The organism is Pseudomonas sp. 910_23, from assembly GCF_052850795.1.
Window position 1 is genome coordinate 1 of sequence record NZ_VXCZ01000027.1, and the last position, 16,538, is coordinate 16,538.

Below are 16,538 nucleotides of genomic sequence, written 5' to 3' on the forward strand. Positions count from 1 at the left end.
ATGAGCGAAAGCGCCCTGAGCGGTGAACTGCCCCGCGCCCAAGCGGATGAAGCGCGCCTGTTGCAACTGGCGCTCCCGCGTTCGCGGGCTTGAAGAAATAAGAGGGGTTGGCTATGTCTGAAGTTAAAACTGCAAAGGGTTTCTGGCCGGGGTTCAACCAGCGCAAGTTTCTCGACGACTGGGTGATGCTGCTGGCAGCGTTGAGCATCTTTGTACTCAGCGCGGTATTTATCGACAACTTCCTTTCGCCACTGAACATGCGCGGCCTGGGGCTGGCGATATCCACGGTGGGCATCGCCGCGTGCACCATGCTGTTCTGCCTGGCGTCGGGGCACTTCGACTCGACTTGTCAGTGGGGTCGGTGATCGCTTGTGCCGGGGTGGTGGCGGGCATCGTGATCCGTGACACCGACAGCGTAGTACTCGGCGTGTCGGCGGCACTGGCCATGGGGTTGGTGGTGGGGCTGATCAACGGCATCGTGATTGCCAAGCTGCGCATCAATGCGTTGATTGCCACCTTGGCGACCATGCAGATCGTGCGCGGCCTGGCGTACATCTTCTCCAACGGCAAGGCAGTGGGGGTGATGAATGAAGATTTCTTCGTATTCGGCAATGGCCAACTGATGGGCGTACCGGTGCCAATCATCATCACTGTGCTGTGTTTCGTGTTCTTCGGTTGGCTGCTCAATTACACCACCTATGGGCGCAACACCATGGCCATTGGTGGTAATCAGGAAGCCGCGCTGCTGGCCGGGGTGAATGTCGATCGCACCAAGATCATCATCTTTGCCGTGCACGGTTTGATCGGCGCATTGGCCGGGGTGATTCTCGCGTCGCGCATGACCTCGGGCCAGCCGATGATCGGCCAGGGTTTCGAGCTGACAGTGATCTCTGCGTGCGTGCTGGGCGGCGTATCGCTGAGCGGCGGCATCGGCATGATTCGCCATGTGATTGCCGGGGTGCTGATCCTGGCGATCATCGAGAACGCGATGAACCTGAAGAACATCGACACGTTTTACCAGTACGTGATTCGCGGCTCGATTCTGCTGCTGGCGGTCATCATCGACCGCATGAAGCAACGCTAATGTTCGCCCTGTGAAGATTAAACTGTGGGAGCTGGCTTGCCTGCGATAGCGGGCTGTCAGCCAGCCTATCTTTAACTGACCCACCGCCATCGCAGGCAAGCCAGCTCCCACCTTGGATCTCCTGTGTTCAGGAGGGCGGTATTTGCCATAATGCCGCTCGTTTTCGTACTACCACATAGGCCCGATATGCAGGAAAACGCCCACACCCCCGTCAAAGACGCCGCCCCCACCGGTACCCAAACCCTGTTGCGTGGCCTGGGCGTGGTGCACGCGGTGGCGGCTGGTGCGCGGGATCTGAAAGAGATTGCCCGGCGTATCGGCACTACCCGTAGCACCACCCACCGCCTGGCCAGTTGCCTGGTCGAGGAGCGTTACCTGCGCGTGGTGCCGCAGGTTGGTTACCTGCTGGGGCCAAAGTTGATCGAGCTGGGCTTCCAGGCCCGCGAAGAGCTACCGTTGGTAAGCCTGGCGGTACCCTATCTGGACGAGCTGTCGGCGCTCACCGGCGACACCATCCACCTGGCGATCCGTGAATACGACGATGTGCTTTACCTGCACAAGAACCCTGGCCGCAATGGCCCGGAAATGCGCTCGCGGGTCGGCCACCGTATGCCGCTGGCGCGCACCGGTATCGGCAAGGCGTTGTTGCTGGATGATTCGCCGCAGGAGTGGCAGCGCCTGTACCACGCCAGCTTGCCGGCGACGGGCAAAAGCCTGCAATGGCCGCAGCACCCGGAGCAATCCTGGGCGCAGTTCGAACAACGCATGGGCGAGTATGTAGCGGGCGGGTATGCGTTCGACCTGGAAGACAACGAACCGTCGATTCGCTGTGTAGCCGCACCGGTGCGCGATGCCGGCGGGCGAATTGTCGCCGGCATCAGCATCGCCAGTACCGTGCCCTATATGCCGCTGGAGAAAATGGCCGAGCTGATCCCTGTGATCAAACAGGTCGCAGCCCGGCTGTCAGCGGAGTTGGGCGCCAAAGCCTGATCAGGCTTTGAGGCTCGCCATGTCGATAACGAAGCGGTACTTCACGTCACCGGCGATCATGCGGGTGTAAGCCTCGTTGATCTGGCGGATGTCGAGCATTTCGATGTCGCAGGTGATGTTGTGCTCGGCGCAGAAATCCAGGACTTCCTGGGTTTCGGCAATGCCGCCGATCAGCGAACCGGCCAGCACTTTACGGCCCAGCACCAGTTTCGCGGCGTTGACGGGCGGGTCTACCGGCTCGATCAGGCCGACCAGGATATGCACGCCGTCAAAGCGCAGTACATCGAGGTAGGGGTTCAGGTCGTGCTGCACCGGGATGGTGTCGAGCAGGAAGTCGAAGTGCCCGGCAGCGGCTTTCATCTGCTCGGCATCGGTGGACACGATCACATGGTCGGCGCCCTGACGGCGGCCTTCCTCAGCCTTGCTCGCCGAGCGTGTGAACAGCGTCACCTCGGCGCCCATGGCCTTGGCGAACTTGATGCCCATATGGCCCAGGCCGCCCATGCCGAGAATCCCGACTTTGTCGCCGGCCTTCACGCCGTAGTGCTTGAGCGGCGAGTAGGTGGTGATACCTGCACACAGGATTGGTGCAGCGCTGGCCAGGTCGAGCTTGGCTGGGATCTTCACCACAAAATGCTCGCTGACCACGATGCTGTCGGAGTAGCCGCCCATGGTGTTGCTGCCATCCACGCGGTCCGGGGTAGCGTAGGTCATGGTCGGGCCTTCGAGGCAGTATTGCTCAAGGTCTGACTGGCAGGCTTCGCAGTGGCGGCACGAATCCACCATGCAGCCCACGCCAACCAGATCACCGACTTTATGCGCGGTGACGTTGGCGCCGACGGCGGTGACCTTACCGACAATTTCATGGCCCGGCATCAGCGGGTACACGGCAATGCCCCACTCGTTGCGAGCCTGGTGAATATCGGAGTGGCACACGCCGCAGTAGAGGATCTCGATGGCCACGTCATCGACACGCGGGCTGCGGCGTTCAAACGACATAGGGGCGAGGGGAGTGGTGGCCGACTGGGCGGCATAACCGATGGCGGTGTACATGAAGAAACCTCGCAAAAAAGCAATGACAAGTGAGGCGGGCCATTCTGCGTACCGAGCGCACCGGCGGCCATGGCGATTGCTCCGAGTCTCATGCCTATTCGTCCGGCACTGCCTCAAGTTTGGATGTATTGGTCGCCAGACCTGCGATGATGCTCTCATCCCTAATTCGCGAAGTTTTTTGCCATGTTGCTGACCCGCCATCTCGATGCCAACGCCACCCTGGTCGCCTTGATTGAAGGCCTTGCATCCCGCGACGGTTTTTCCCCGACTCACCTGCCCGGTGTAAAGGTATTGCGCGCCAGTTGCGATGTGGCGCGCGGGCCACAGATCTACGAGCCGAGCCTGATGTTCGTGGCCCAAGGCAGCAAAGTCGCGTACCTGGGCCCGCGTACCCTGGAGTATGGCGCCGGGCATTATCTGATCCAGGCGATGCCGGTGCCGTTCGAGTGCGAGACCTTTGCCATGGCGCCCGATGCGCCGCTGTATGGCGTGACGGTGGGCATCGACCGGGTGGTGTTGGGCGAGTTGGTGATTGCGATGGGTATGCAGGCCGGGCCGCCGCCTACGGCGCAGACGTTGGAGTCGATGAGTTCGGTGGTGCTCGATGACGCCATGCGTGGATGCGTCGAACGGCTGTTGCAGTGCCTGCACGATCCGCTGGAAAGCCGGATCATGGGCCCGGCGCGGGTGCGCGAATTGTTGTTCACCGCCTTGCGCGGGCCGCAGGCGGATGTGCTGCGTGCATTGGTGGAACAACAGGGGCAGTTTTCGCGCATCGCCACCTCATTGAATCACCTGCATGCCCATTATGCCGAACCGCTGAATATCGAGACGCTGGCCGGGTATGCGCACATGAGTGCGTCGACCTTTCATGAACATTTCAAGCGTTGCACCTTGTTGTCGCCGGTGCAGTACCTCAAGCGCCTGCGACTATTGAAGGCCCAACAGTTGCTGCTGGTGGAGGGCATGAGCGTGGCGCAGGCGGCGCACAGCGTGGGGTACCAGAGTACGTCGCAGTTCAGTCGCGAATATAAGCGTTACTTTTTGCGTAACCCTGGTGAAGAGCGAGCCGCCTGAGTCTGCCAGGTACGCCTGCCAGATAAGCCTTGCTTGCATGAACATCGAATAGGGGGGCAATACCTGATAACTGTTTCAGCGCGGTGGCAACGGAACTGCTCTGGCTCGTTATGCACTCACGATTGCACCAGGCGAATTAGCGTCTGGGACCAAGGAGGTAGTGCGCGTGAAAGTTCAGCCCCTCACTCATACGATGCTTATCAGCACTCAGCAATCCGTTTCTGCACTGCCTGCAAACCCTGTAACCGCAGGTGAGGTTAACGGTTCGGCAGGCATGAAAGTGAGTGTTGTCAACAACACGACAGTCGCCCCTGACCCGAGTCACGAACTTGATTTTTCCAAGGGTGTAATTTACGGCTCGCTCGATGTAACACCGCCTACCGCGAGGTATACGTTTGGCGAGCGTGAACGGCGAATCAATGCCTATGCTGGTCGCGTTGTTGCGCAGATCCGGACTATGGAAACTGGCGACGAAGGCCAACGCAATATCAGATTCCAGCACCTGCGTCCGTTCTTGGAGCCTGCAGGTTATTTCAGCGGTGGATTGCTGGCGGCGGGGTAGGACCCACATCAAAAAATCACGGTGACGTTCCAGTCTTACGTCAAGGAACTCAATGGTGTCTCGCATCTGACTAATCAGGATGAACGCACCTACTTGGCATGGCAAATTGCAGCCGGTGCGTTGAAGCACGATAAAGTGGCGCCGGGGGGCCAGTTGAACGCCCAAGGCATGCATATCAATGCGCAGGCCAAGGAAGTGATCAACGAACTTGAGGCCCTGGGCAGCGTACTTCAACGTCATTGGGAGCAAGAAATAGCCAAGCCGATGCGCGACCCTGAGGGCAAGCTAGCAGCGCGCTCGGGGAAAGCGGACGCCTATGTGCTCAAGGGGACATTGCAAGGTCTGCATGACGACAAGGCTACGTTCAGTCAGCTTACGCCGGCGGGCCAGAAAGCCATCATTCGTACACTTGAGGACAATGGAAACGTCGTTGTTCCAAATATATACGGTTACTCTCTGGCAGGTTATGCCTTTGTTCCTTATGTCCATTATCACGGTGATTATGACCATCGACCTGATAAAGGCTTAATGGTCGATTTGAGACGCGGCACTGTCAGTGAACTGCACGGGGATGATGACTTTGCCAAATGGGCTGAAAGAAATCGTGCTCATGTGCAGAACAGTTTCAACGCCCGTGACCGGCAAGGCGGCAAAGACGCGCATTGGCCAAGGGCAGACTATGTTCTGGGGGCGCTTATTCACGGTAATAGCGCCACCTTCCCAGGCAGAAAAAATCTGCTTGCGGATAGGGCCGTACCCGTTCGGGAGACATTCAATTACACCCAGTCGAGAGACAGCGATTATTACCTGAAGTTTGGCGATCTGAAGAGCGGCATTGCCTCTCACTTTCAGGCTGTTAACGCAAAAGACGCAAGGTGGGCCGACCAGACTGAGGTCTTTGGTGCGTCGCAGCAGAACTGGAAAGCCGCGAAAGAATTTTGGGGCAATACCTTCGGTTACCTGCCCATCATCGGTAACACCGGCAACATTGTCTTCGGGGTTCATGACGCCGTTGATGGAATGACGCAAAATGATCGAGTAGCCGGCGGTGCCGCAGCGGTGATCTCAGGTTTGCAACTGGCCCATGAAATTGCCATGGCGAAGGCAAATGTAGAGTTGGGAGAACCCTCGTTAACCAATAGCACTGCCGCCCAACACTACCGCTGGGAACTTGACTCACAGACAAACGACCTGCAATTGATGAGAGCGCCCAATGCTGGCGCTTCTTTTCCAGGTATGCGGGAAATCGAGTTAGGTGGCAAACCCTATTACGTTGCCAATGCCCCTGATGCCGGGGACGGCATGCATTACATTTTGCGTGTAGTCGATCCACATGACCCCGACCAGTTGGCCAGTAGCGCCATTGTTGCCAAGCCCGATGCTCAGGGTGTTTGGCGTCGAAGAGGAGTCACGGGCGGTGGGCTGGATGAACTTGAGGGACGATTGAAAGACCCCGTCGGGTTTGGCTCCCGTGCGATGGTGTATGCCGACCCGGACGATGCTGACTATGTGATCAAAGTAACGTTCCCTTTACCGGCTGCCAAGCGCATTGCCGATATGAAAAATGAGGTGGCGTTATTTAACCGATATTATGGAGAACAGCGTGCGACGTTCCTTGGCAGCAATGCTGCTGACACCGTTTCCTATATGCGTATGCCCAAAGTGCCGGGAGAATCGCTTGAGCAACTGATGGCCGGGGATAAAGCCTTGCCAGAGGGCTTATCAGCCAGCGTGTTGAATATGCTGGTCGAATTGGAAAACGCCGGCATTGCTCACAATGATTTGGCCGCAAGGAATATTCTTTACGACGCCAATACTCGCAAGTGTTATCCGGTGGATTTTGGTTCGGCGAAGACGGCAGGGGTTAACCTGGCACAGTCCGATGACCGCTACAGTATTTGGGAGCTGAGGGAACAGATTCAATCGGATAACCAATCTTTTGAAGAAATGGTCGAATTGTTGGAGTCGTTGAAAACGAACGCCGTCAGTTGAGCCGATCAGCGATTTCAGCACCGCTGACAGCGCGTCCACCGGCTGAATCGAAGAAGCCATTGATTCAGCCGGTGCAGCCTGATCGTAGAACCACTGGTCAAGCGGCCTTACATATTCGGGTAAGTCGGCCCGCCCGCACCTTCCGGCGTTACCCAGGTAATGTTCTGCGAAGGGTCCTTGATGTCACAGGTCTTGCAGTGCACGCAGTTCTGGGCGTTGATCTGGAAGCGCTTCTCGCCGTCCTCCTTGGTCACCACCTCATACACGCCGGCCGGGCAGTAACGCTGTGCCGGTTCGTCGTAGAGCGGCAAGTTGGTGCCGATCGGGATGCTCGGGTCTTTGAGCTTCAGGTGGCACGGCTGTTCTTCTTCATGGTTGGTACCGGAGATGAACACCGAGCTCAGTTTGTCGAAGCTCAGCTTGCCGTCGGGTTTGGGGTAAGCGATCTTCTGGCTGTCTTTGGCCAGCTTCAGGCAGGCGTAGTCCGGCTTGGTGTCGTGCAGGGTGAAAGGAATCTTGCCGCCGAAAATGTTCTGGTCGAGCCAGTTGAAACCGCCGCCGATGATCGCGCCGAACTTGTGCACGGCCGGGCCGAAATTGCGGCTGGCGAACAGTTCTTCGTACAGCCAGCTGGCTTTGAAGCTGTCGACATACGCGGTCAGTTCATCACCCCCTTCGGATTCGGCAAACAGGCGGTCGGCCACGGCGTCGGCGGCGAGCATGCCGGACTTCATGGCGGTGTGGCTGCCCTTGATCTTGGCGAAGTTCAGGGTGCCGAGGTCGCAACCGATCAGTGCACCGCCCTTGAAGACCATCTTTGGCAACGAGTTCAACCCGCCTTTGCAGATCGCGCGGGCGCCGTAGCTGACCCGCTTGCCGCCTTCCAGGTATTGGGCCAGCACCGGGTGGTGCTTGAGGCGCTGGAATTCATCGAAGGGCGACAGGAAGGTATTGCTGTAGGACAGGTCGACGATCAGACCGACCACGACTTGATTGTTTTCCAGGTGATAGAGGAACGAGCCACCGGTGTTCTCGTTACCCATGATGTCCAGCGGCCAACCGGCGGTGTGCACCACCAGGCCTGGCTGGTGCTTGGCTGGATCGATTTCCCAGATTTCCTTGAGGCCGATGCCGTAGTGCTGGGCGTCGGCGTCGCTGTCGAGGTTGAAGCGCTGGATCAGTTGCTTGCCGATGTGTCCACGGCAACCCTCGGCGAACAGAGTGTATTTGCCACGCAGCTCCATACCTGGGGTGTACAGGCCGTCTTTGGGCTTGCCTTCGCGGTCGACGCCGAGGTCGCCAGTGATGATCCCGCGCACCACGCCGTTTTCATCGAACAGGGCTTCCTGGGCGGCGAAGCCTGGGTAGATTTCCACGCCCAGGTTTTCGGCCTGCTGGGCCAGCCAGCGGCACAGGTTGCCCAGGGAAATGATGTAGTTGCCTTCGTTGTGCATGGTCTTGGGCACAAAGAAGTCGGGAACCTTGGTGGAAGTATCGCCGCTGCGCAGTACATAGATGTCATCGCGCACCACCGGGGTGTTGAGCGGGGCGCCGAGCGCTTTCCAGTCCGGGAACAGTTCGTTCAGGGCGCGGGGTTCAAACACGGCACCGGAGAGGATGTGGGCGCCGACTTCGGAGCCTTTCTCGACCACGCAGACGCTGATTTCCTTACCGGCTTCGGCGGCCTTCTGCTTCAGTCGGCAGGCGGCAGACAGGCCAGCCGGGCCGGCGCCGACGATGACCACGTCGAATTCCATGTATTCGCGTTCCACAGGCTATCTCCTACTCAAGGCTCAACAGGCTTTTTTTTCTAATGGGTGGAGGTTCGGTAGCGTCATGCACAACGGCACGACCCACCTGTCTCTCTAGGTGGCGCATTATATATAGACCACTGGCAGCGTCCAATACAAACGTTTGTTTGAATTGCCCGCAGCCTAGGTAAATCAAAGCAACTGGGCTTATGACTGACCATTTTGCCGTATTGACCAGAATAGGCGTTCCGGTCAAGATACGGTCGGTTTCGCGCTTCCCGTAGGCAGACTGCAGGTTTCAAGAGCACGTCCAAAGGTAAGCTGGTGTGCAGTTTACACGCCGCGATAAAGAATGACCTCTCAGTCACCGCTGACGAACGGTCATCATTTTCCCGTGTGCAAGGCCACTGCCGAGGTCTTTGGAGGTGCCCTTGTGTGCCGATGAGCATCAACCGCCAGGTTCGCCTAGGCGACTTTCTTTTCACCGGAGAGTAACGAGGAATCCATGAAGGTTCTTGTAGCTGTCAAACGCGTTGTCGATTACAACGTGAAAGTTCGCGTCAAGGCGGACAATTCCGGCGTCGACCTTGCTAACGTCAAGATGTCGATGAACCCTTTCTGCGAAATCGCTGTGGAAGAAGCCGTACGCCTGAAAGAGAAAGGCGTTGCGACTGAAATCGTCGTGGTGTCCATCGGTCCGACCACTGCCCAAGAGCAGCTGCGTACCGCTCTGGCCCTGGGCGCCGACCGCGCCATTCTGGTGGAGTCCGCTGAAGAACTGACTTCCCTGGCCGTTGCCAAACTGCTCAAGGCCGTTGTCGACAAGGAACAGCCTCAGCTGGTGATCCTGGGCAAACAAGCCATCGACAGCGACAACAACCAGACTGGCCAGATGCTGGCTGCACTGACCGGTTACGGCCAGGGCACCTTTGCTTCGAAAGTCGAAGTGAGTGGCGACAGCGTTGCGGTCACCCGTGAAATCGACGGCGGCGCCCAGACGGTTTCCCTGAAACTGCCGGCCATCGTCACCACCGACCTGCGTTTGAACGAGCCGCGCTATGCGTCCCTGCCAAACATCATGAAAGCCAAGAAGAAGCCGCTTGAATCGGTGACTCCGGATGCTTTGGGCGTTTCCACCGCCTCCACCAACAAGACCATCAAAGTTGAAGCGCCGGCTGCACGCAGCGCGGGCATCAAGGTCAAGTCGGTGGCTGAACTGGTCGAGAAACTGAAAAACGAAGCGAAGGTGATCTGATCATGGCTATCCTCGTAATCGCTGAACACGACAACAAGGTGCTGGCCCCGGCCACCCTGAACACCGTGGCTGCCGCCGCTAAAATCGGTGGTGACATCCACGTACTGGTTGCAGGCCAAGGCGCTGGCGCCGTGGCTGAAGCGGCTGCAAAAATTGCAGGCGTGAGCAAAGTCCTGAACGCTGACAATGCCGCTTACGCACATCAGTTGCCGGAAAACGTGGCTCCTCTGGTTGCAGAGCTGGGCAAAAGCTACAGCCACATCCTGGCTGCCGCTACTTCCAACGGCAAAAACATCCTGCCACGCGTTGCCGCGCAGCTGGACGTTGACCAGATCTCCGAGATCATCTCGGTAGAAAGCGCTGACACCTTCAAGCGCCCGATCTATGCCGGTAACGCCATCGCTACCGTGCAGTCCAACGCCTCGGTCAAGGTCATCACCGTACGCGCCACCGGTTTCGACCCGGTTGCCGCCGAAGGGGGTTCGGCCGCCGTTGAAGCCGTCTCCGCTGCCCACGACGCGGGTACTTCCAGCTTTGTTGGCGAAGAGCTGGCCAAGTCGGACCGTCCTGAACTGACCGCCGCCAAGATCGTCGTTTCCGGCGGGCGTGGCATGCAGAACGGTGACAACTTCAAACACCTGTACGCCCTGGCCGACAAGCTGGGCGCTGCGGTCGGCGCTTCCCGCGCAGCCGTTGACGCAGGCTTTGTACCCAACGACATGCAGGTCGGCCAGACCGGCAAGATCGTTGCGCCACAGCTGTACATTGCCGTCGGTATTTCCGGCGCGATCCAGCACTTGGCCGGTATGAAAGACTCCAAGGTGATCGTTGCGATCAACAAGGACGAAGAAGCACCGATCTTCCAGGTGGCCGATTACGGCCTGGTGGCGGACTTGTTCGAAGCCGTACCTGAGCTTTCGAAGCTGGTCTAATCCAGCTGCTTCACTTATAAAGAGCCCGGTCTTATGACCGGGTTTTTTTTTTACTTATCAGGAGAACCTTGCCATGGAGTTGCGCCCCTGGACTTTACTGCTGGGCCTCACGCTGCTGCCGAGCCTGTCATTCGCCGCCGGCAAATGCGAACGCCTGGTGATCACCGGCAGCCCGGACGCACCGCCCTTGCTGTGGCGCGACCCCCAGGACCCCACGCACCTGATCGGCGCTACCGCCGACGTGTTGCAACAAGTGGGCAAGGACCTTGGGTTGAAAATCGACCTGCTCTACGGCGGCAAACGCTCCCTGGCCTTGGATGAGGCGCGCAGTGGGCGCATGGATATTCTCGCTGATGCTCCACTGAATCTCGGTGAGCTGGACAACTTCGACTACATCCATCCGGCGTTGATGCAGACCGACTACCTGGTCTGGGCGCGCAGGGAGTCGCCGCTGGCCTATACCACGGCGGCTGACCTGCACGGCTACAAGGGCGCGGTATCGGAGCGCGCCCGTTTGAGCACTGAATTTGAAACCTTCGCCGGCCAACAGCTCAGCCTGCAACGCCTGCCGAATCTCACGCCGGCGTTCCAGAAACTGTTACTGGGGGAGGTGGACTACGTGCTGGCGGGACGCTATTCCGGCATGGCCATGGCCCAGACCTTGGGCATGAGTAACGACTTGGTTGCCCATGAGGTGCCTGTCGATCAGCCCGGGTTGTACCTGGCGATTTCCCATAACTCGGCGTGCAATGATCCTTGGCTGCGCGGACAGCTGACCAAAAAGATGACAGAATTGCCCGCGTCCGGTGTCGCGCAAGCCGCGCTGCAGCGCAATCTGGAGCGCTGGAAAGCGCAATTGCAACAACCCGTCGGCACCCCAACAAAGTAGGGATTTACAGTGATTTTTCGACCTCTTTTCGCGGCCCTCGCCGTTGTCGCTCTGGCGGGATGTGCAACCGATCCTGCGCCGAATGAACAAATGCGCCTGACCCAGCAAGCCCTGGAGCAAGCCAACGCGGTCGGGGTCAACGCCGATGAATCGCCCGAACTGAAACTGGCCGAAGAAAAATTCGCCAGGGCCAAGTCCAACATGGCCGACCAATCCTACAAGCGCGCGCGTATGCGGGCCGAGCAGGCCGAGCTGGATGCGCGCCTGGCCGAGGCAAAAGTGCTGACCGCCAAGAGCCAGGAACAATTGAACGTGCTTAATACCCGTATCACTCGCCTGCGCAAGCAACTGCAATTGGGAGACGCGCAATGAGCCCGATGATCCGTGGTTTGAGCTGTGCGTTGCTCTTGGGCAGCGCGGCACTGGGCGGATGCGCCAGCCAGCCCAGCAGCGAGCAGGCATTGCAACAGGCGGGCGATGACTTCCAGAAGGTCAAGGAAGACTCCAATGTGCTGCGCTTTGCGCCCAAGGATGTGATCCGCGCCGGCGAGTCCCTGGCCCGTGCCGATCGCCTGTCCAGCTACTGGGGCAGCGGCTCCGACGTGGTGCATTACGCCTACCTGAGCCAGCGCTACAGTGCCATCGCCCGCGAACACACCGAGCAGGGCCTCAATGCCGAGCGCGGCACCCAGCTCGAGTTGGAGCGTCAGCGCCTGCAACTGGCCCTGCGCGAAAACAAGCTGGCCAGTGTGCAGCAGCAGGGCAAGTGGGTTGAAGCGCAGATCGCCAGCCTCACCACCCAGACCGACCGAGGCCTGGTGATGACCCTGGGGGATGTGTTGTTCGATACCGGCGAAGCCGAACTGCAAAACTCGGCCAGCCGCACCGTGCTCAAGATCGTGCAGTTTCTGCAACTGAACCCCAAGCGTCGGGTGCGTATCGAGGGCTACACCGACAACACCGGGGGCGAGCAGGAGAACCTCAAACTGTCTCGTGACCGCGCCCAATCGGTGGCAGACCTGTTGATGGACCTGGGTGTCGACGACAAGCGTATCGAAGTCCAGGGTTACGGTGACCAGTACCCGGTAGAAGCCAATGCCTCCGAGCGTGGCCGCGCGCAGAACCGCCGGGTGGAAATCGTGTTCTCTGACGAGAAGGGCCAACTGGGTGCCGCTCGCTAAAGTCTGACGCAATTGCATGTGGGAGGGGGCTTGCTCCCGATAGCGGTAGTTCAGTTGCAACATCTTCGACTGATACACCGTCATCGGGAGCAAGCCCCCTCCCACATTTTGTCACGCGTACTCCCTTCACAGTTTTTGCTGTCACTACGGTTCGCGCTCGATTATTGTGTTAACTGTCCCCGTACACTTCTAAACTGTGCTGGTATGTTTCACACAAAAATAAAATAGCCGTGAAATCGAGTGCTGCGTCATGACCAATCTGTTGCTTTACCAACGTATTGCCCAGCAACTGGCTGAGGATATCCGGCGCGGTGTCTACCAACCGGGAGAGCGCGTGCCCTCTGTGCGCAAGATGAGCTCCCAGCTCAATGTGAGCCATGCCACGGTGTTGCAGGCCTACGCCAACCTGGAAGACCAGGGGTTGATTCGGGCGCGGCCGCAATCGGGTTATTACGTGCACCAGACCCCGGCACTCACGGCGCCGACGCCAGACATCGCCCGGGTCGAGCGCCCGGGGCTGGTCACCCGCAGCAGCATCATCCAGCAGGTGTTGGTCGAGTCACGCCGTGAAGGCGTATTCCCCCTGGGCGCTGCGGTGCCGAGTGTGGACTACCTGCCGGTACGGGCGCTGCACCAGCAGTTGGCCAAGGTCACGCGGTTCCAGAGCCCACGGGCCTTCAGCTACATGTTCAGCCCCGGCTTTGAACCGTTGCGTCGCCAGGTGGCGATCAGAATGCGCGATGCCGGCGTAGTCGTGGATCCGTCCGAAGTGGTGATCACCCACGGTTGCGTCGATGCGTTGCAGATGTCCTTGCGCGTGCTGACCCGGCCCGGCGACTTGATCGCCGCCGAATCACCGACTTACTACGGCTTGCTGCAACTGGCCGATTTGCTCGGCCTCAAAGTCATCGAGATCCCCAGCGACCCCGCCACAGGCATGAGCCTGGAAGCCCTGCAATTGGCGGCCAACCAATGGTCGATCAAAGCGTTGGTGCTGACCACGCGCCTGAGCAACCCCTTGGGCGGCACCATGCCGGAGGAGCGGCAGAAGCAATTGCTGCGCCTGGCGTCGGATTTCGATATCCAGATCGTCGAGGACGATATCTATGGCGAGCTGATGTTCGAACTGGGCCGCACCAAGGCCCTGAAAGCCTATGACCGTCTTGACCGGGTCATCTATTGTTCGAGTTTTTCCAAGACCTTGTCCCCGGGCGTGCGCATCGGCTGGATGATCGCCGGCAAGTACCAGCAGGAGATTCAGCGCCTGCAAATGTTCAGCACTCACTCCGCCTGCAGCGTCACGCAGATGGGCGTGGCGGCGTACCTGGAAAATGGCGGCTACGACCGTCACCTGCGTTACATTCGCCAGGAATACCGCAAGAACCTCAGCGCCTTCCAGCTGGCGGTGCAGCAATATTTCCCCGAAGGCACCCAGATGACCCGTCCGACCGGCGGCTTTATCCTGTGGGTCAGTTTGCCGGGGCGGGTCAATACCCAGGAGCTGCACGTGCGTGCCCTGCAACAGGGCATCAGCATTGCACCAGGGCTGATTTTCAGTAATACCGAACAGTTCAACCACTGTATCCGTCTCAATTGCGGCACCCCGTGGAACCGCGAGGCAGAGCGGGCGTTGATGACCCTGGGCATGCTTGCCAGCCAGCTGTGCCAGGAAACTGCAGCAGGCTTTTGAGGGGGGCAGAGGGGACAACATTGATCTGCGCCCTTGTCATGCCACGCACAACAAGCGAGCATATGGCCTTCTGCCGTTAATGCTGTTGGCGATATGACGTCTATTTTCCGTTTAACTTTGGTGATTGGCCTGTTAAGCCTGTGCAACGTCTGCACTGTGCTGGCTGCAACGCCGGTGGCTGACGTTAAGCCCGCCGCAAGTGCCGAGCAGAAAACGTCGGCCAAGCAGCCAACGCCCGCAAAAAAAGCCCCAGCCACCGTGAAAAAAGCGGTGAAGACCAAAAAGCGCGCACCTGTGGCGAGCAAGTCCAAGTCGGCCCATGAAGTGGCCCAGACCAAACTGCCACCGGCACAGTTGGACCTGTCCCTGCCTTCGGACATGGTCAGGCACTTGCAGCCGATCGGCACCATGCCCAAACCCAAGAGCGTGCCCTTGCTGCCGCCGATGTTTGGCGAAAAGCCCACCGATAACAGCGCGTTCCAGATCAACGGCCGCTTGCTCAGCAATGAGATGAAGCTGCAACTGCGTAACGATGAGCGTCGCGATGTCGAAGGCGCCGCGCTGGATTTCGAATTCAAGCAATAAACTGTTCAGTCACAGGTGACCCGGGTTGCCGACCATCTGTCGTAGACTGGTCGGTCATCTTTGTTTTGTGCGAAAAACCCCTGTTGGACCATTTTAAAACGGCTGTTTAAGGGCGTACTCTAGCCCGGCCATCCTATTGAGTCGTCGAGGACCTGCTGGTCATGAAATGCCGTGAAGGCTGTGGCGCATGCTGCATCGCCCCCTCCATCAGTTCACCGCTGCCGGGAATGCCCCAGGGCAAACCTGCAGGCGTGCGTTGTCTGCACCTGTCGGTGGAACAACTGTGCCAGCTGTTCGGTCAACCGGAACGTCCGGCGGTGTGCAGTGATTTCAAGGCGGATATCGAGGTCTGCGGTAACGACCAGGCCGATGCGATTCGCTTGATCGGCTGGTGGGAGCAAATGACGGCGGCTTGATGGGCTTTACTATCGGAACTTCAACAACAAGGAATACAACGATGGGTTCGCTGAAACGAATGGCTGTGGTGTGCGGTTTTACGATGATGTTCGCGGCCACTGCCCAGGCTGAGGATTGGCAAGTTGCCAAGGACGAAGACGGCATCAAGATTTCGCTGAGCGAAATGGCCGGCTCCAAGTACAAAGCCTATCGCGGTGTGACGGTAATCAAGGCGCCTGTCGCCAAAATCCAGGCTTTGCAGGAAGACGTCGCGGGGGCCTGCGCGTGGATCCATGAATGCAAATCCCAGAAACTTGTCGACAAGAAAGGCGACGAGGCATGGACCTACACCCAGTTCAAGGCGCCGTTCCCTGTGACGGATCGTGATTCGTATATCCACGTCACCACCACCAAAGCCGCTGACGGCAGCGTTACGCGCAAGCTGGTAGGCGTGCCGACTTACAAGCCTGAAGAAAAAGGCTACGTGCGAGTGGCCCAGGTTGATGGCTTCTGGAAACTGGTGCCCAAAGGTGCCAATGAAACTGAAGTGACCTACCAGGTACACACCGAGCCAGGCGGCAGCGTGCCGTCGTGGTTGGCCAACAAGTTCGTGGTGGACGCGCCGTTCAACACCTTGAAAGCCTTGAAGGAACACGCTGAAAAATAAGCGCTGTTTGATCAGGTGCCTCCGGGCTTGAGTGGAACGTTTGGCGAGCCCTCAAGGTCAAGATACAGGTAAGCCCACCTATGGGTTTTATCGAGGAGGCACCGATGCAAAAGTGGCAGATTACCTTCGTTGATGATCACGGTGTGAAGTCCGTGGAGCAGTTCACCTGCGAACAAAAGCCCAGCCTCGAAGATGCGGCGCATATGATTCGCAACAAGCTGGTGCCAGTGGCTGCCGAGCTCGACCTCAATGATCTCGAGGGCCGTAAGCCCGAGCCAACGGTAAAGATTCTTAAAGACCAGAACAGTATCCAGATTCTCGATATTTCTCCCTCCGTCTGAATATTCCCTGTCTGCCTTTCAAGCACCTCTGGTGGAGGTGATAGCTTCGCGCTACTCTGCAATCGAGATCAGCGAATGAATCGCTAAGGTCTG

16 protein-coding genes and 2 pseudogenes are annotated in these 16,538 nt (G+C 58.6%); 16 read left to right on the forward strand and 2 right to left on the reverse strand.

The window, feature by feature from the left end; genetic code table 11:
• The 3 genes and pseudogenes from FW800_RS25270 to FW800_RS25280 all read left to right on the forward strand — a co-directional run.
• Window positions 1-93: pseudogene (locus FW800_RS25270) on the forward strand (ATP-binding cassette domain-containing protein); the annotation flags it as partial.
• A gap of 20 nt (window positions 94-113) precedes the next feature.
• Window positions 114-1,084: pseudogene (gene araH / locus FW800_RS25275) on the forward strand (L-arabinose ABC transporter permease AraH).
• A 186-nt stretch (window positions 1,085-1,270) separates the two neighbouring features.
• The gene (locus tag FW800_RS25280) at window positions 1,271-2,074 is read left to right on the forward strand and encodes an IclR family transcriptional regulator (RefSeq protein ID WP_032879879.1); all 804 of its coding nucleotides are present in this window, start codon (window positions 1,271-1,273) and stop codon (window positions 2,072-2,074) included.
• Here FW800_RS25280 and FW800_RS25285 read toward each other — a convergent pair whose 3' ends face one another.
• On the reverse strand, window positions 2,075-3,127 hold the full coding sequence (locus FW800_RS25285; protein WP_032879880.1) for an NAD(P)-dependent alcohol dehydrogenase: 1,053 nt from the start codon (window positions 3,125-3,127) through the stop codon (window positions 2,075-2,077).
• Window positions 3,128-3,310: 183 nt separating this feature from the next.
• Between FW800_RS25285 and FW800_RS25290 the strand changes: the two genes are divergently transcribed.
• The 3 genes from FW800_RS25290 to FW800_RS25300 all read left to right on the forward strand — a co-directional run bounded on the left by FW800_RS25290 (window position 3,311) and on the right by FW800_RS25300 (window position 6,758).
• On the forward strand, window positions 3,311-4,204 hold the full coding sequence (locus FW800_RS25290) for an AraC family transcriptional regulator (RefSeq protein ID WP_032879881.1): 894 nt from the start codon (window positions 3,311-3,313) through the stop codon (window positions 4,202-4,204).
• 166 nt (window positions 4,205-4,370) lie between these two features.
• Window positions 4,371-4,766 (forward strand): hypothetical protein, encoded by a 396-nt coding sequence (locus FW800_RS25295; protein WP_446438697.1) that lies wholly within the window; start codon window positions 4,371-4,373, stop codon window positions 4,764-4,766.
• A 21-nt stretch (window positions 4,767-4,787) separates the two neighbouring features.
• Window positions 4,788-6,758, forward strand: coding sequence for an OspG family effector kinase (locus tag FW800_RS25300; RefSeq protein ID WP_446438698.1), 1,971 nt, complete (start codon window positions 4,788-4,790; stop codon window positions 6,756-6,758).
• Between the two features lie 107 nt (window positions 6,759-6,865).
• Here the strand turns inward: FW800_RS25300 and FW800_RS25305 are convergent, their stop codons facing one another.
• A complete protein-coding gene (locus tag FW800_RS25305; RefSeq protein WP_032879883.1) occupies window positions 6,866-8,530 on the reverse strand; it encodes an electron transfer flavoprotein-ubiquinone oxidoreductase in 1,665 nt (554 codons plus the stop codon).
• Between the two features lie 484 nt (window positions 8,531-9,014).
• On the opposite strand from FW800_RS25305, the gene FW800_RS25310 reads away from it, so the two are divergent.
• The 10 genes from FW800_RS25310 (at window position 9,015) to FW800_RS25355 (ending at window position 16,445) form a co-directional block, all read left to right on the forward strand.
• Window positions 9,015-9,764: an electron transfer flavoprotein subunit beta/FixA family protein gene (locus FW800_RS25310; RefSeq protein WP_005790477.1), complete on the forward strand. Its 750-nt coding sequence runs from the start codon at window positions 9,015-9,017 to the stop codon at window positions 9,762-9,764.
• A 2-nt stretch (window positions 9,765-9,766) separates the two neighbouring features.
• Complete coding sequence (locus tag FW800_RS25315) at window positions 9,767-10,696, forward strand: electron transfer flavoprotein subunit alpha/FixB family protein (RefSeq protein ID WP_032879884.1); 930 nt, start codon at window positions 9,767-9,769, stop codon at window positions 10,694-10,696.
• Between the two features lie 73 nt (window positions 10,697-10,769).
• Window positions 10,770-11,585 (forward strand): substrate-binding periplasmic protein, encoded by an 816-nt coding sequence (locus tag FW800_RS25320; RefSeq protein ID WP_446438699.1) that lies wholly within the window; start codon window positions 10,770-10,772, stop codon window positions 11,583-11,585.
• 9 nt (window positions 11,586-11,594) lie between these two features.
• On the forward strand, window positions 11,595-11,957 hold the full coding sequence (locus tag FW800_RS25325) for a DUF4398 domain-containing protein (protein ID WP_005790472.1): 363 nt from the start codon (window positions 11,595-11,597) through the stop codon (window positions 11,955-11,957).
• Window positions 11,954-12,766 carry an OmpA family protein gene (locus FW800_RS25330; RefSeq protein ID WP_005790469.1) on the forward strand — a complete coding sequence of 271 codons (813 nt, stop codon included), beginning with the start codon at window positions 11,954-11,956 and terminating at the stop codon, window positions 12,764-12,766. Before FW800_RS25325 ends, FW800_RS25330 begins: the two co-directional genes overlap by 4 nt.
• Window positions 12,767-13,016: 250 nt before the next feature.
• A complete protein-coding gene (locus tag FW800_RS25335) occupies window positions 13,017-14,456 on the forward strand; it encodes an aminotransferase-like domain-containing protein (RefSeq protein WP_005790467.1) in 1,440 nt (479 codons plus the stop codon).
• Between the two features lie 93 nt (window positions 14,457-14,549).
• Entirely contained in the window at window positions 14,550-15,041 is a 492-nt protein-coding gene (locus FW800_RS25340; protein ID WP_446438700.1) for a translation initiation factor 2, read from the forward strand.
• A 161-nt stretch (window positions 15,042-15,202) separates the two neighbouring features.
• A complete protein-coding gene (locus tag FW800_RS25345) occupies window positions 15,203-15,457 on the forward strand; it encodes a YkgJ family cysteine cluster protein (RefSeq protein WP_005790462.1) in 255 nt (84 codons plus the stop codon).
• A 41-nt stretch (window positions 15,458-15,498) separates the two neighbouring features.
• A complete protein-coding gene (locus tag FW800_RS25350; RefSeq protein ID WP_032879886.1) occupies window positions 15,499-16,104 on the forward strand; it encodes an START domain-containing protein in 606 nt (201 codons plus the stop codon).
• A 104-nt stretch (window positions 16,105-16,208) separates the two neighbouring features.
• Window positions 16,209-16,445, forward strand: a complete 237-nt coding sequence (locus FW800_RS25355) for a hypothetical protein (protein WP_103733851.1) — start codon at window positions 16,209-16,211, stop codon at window positions 16,443-16,445.
• Window positions 16,446-16,538 lie beyond the last annotated feature (93 nt).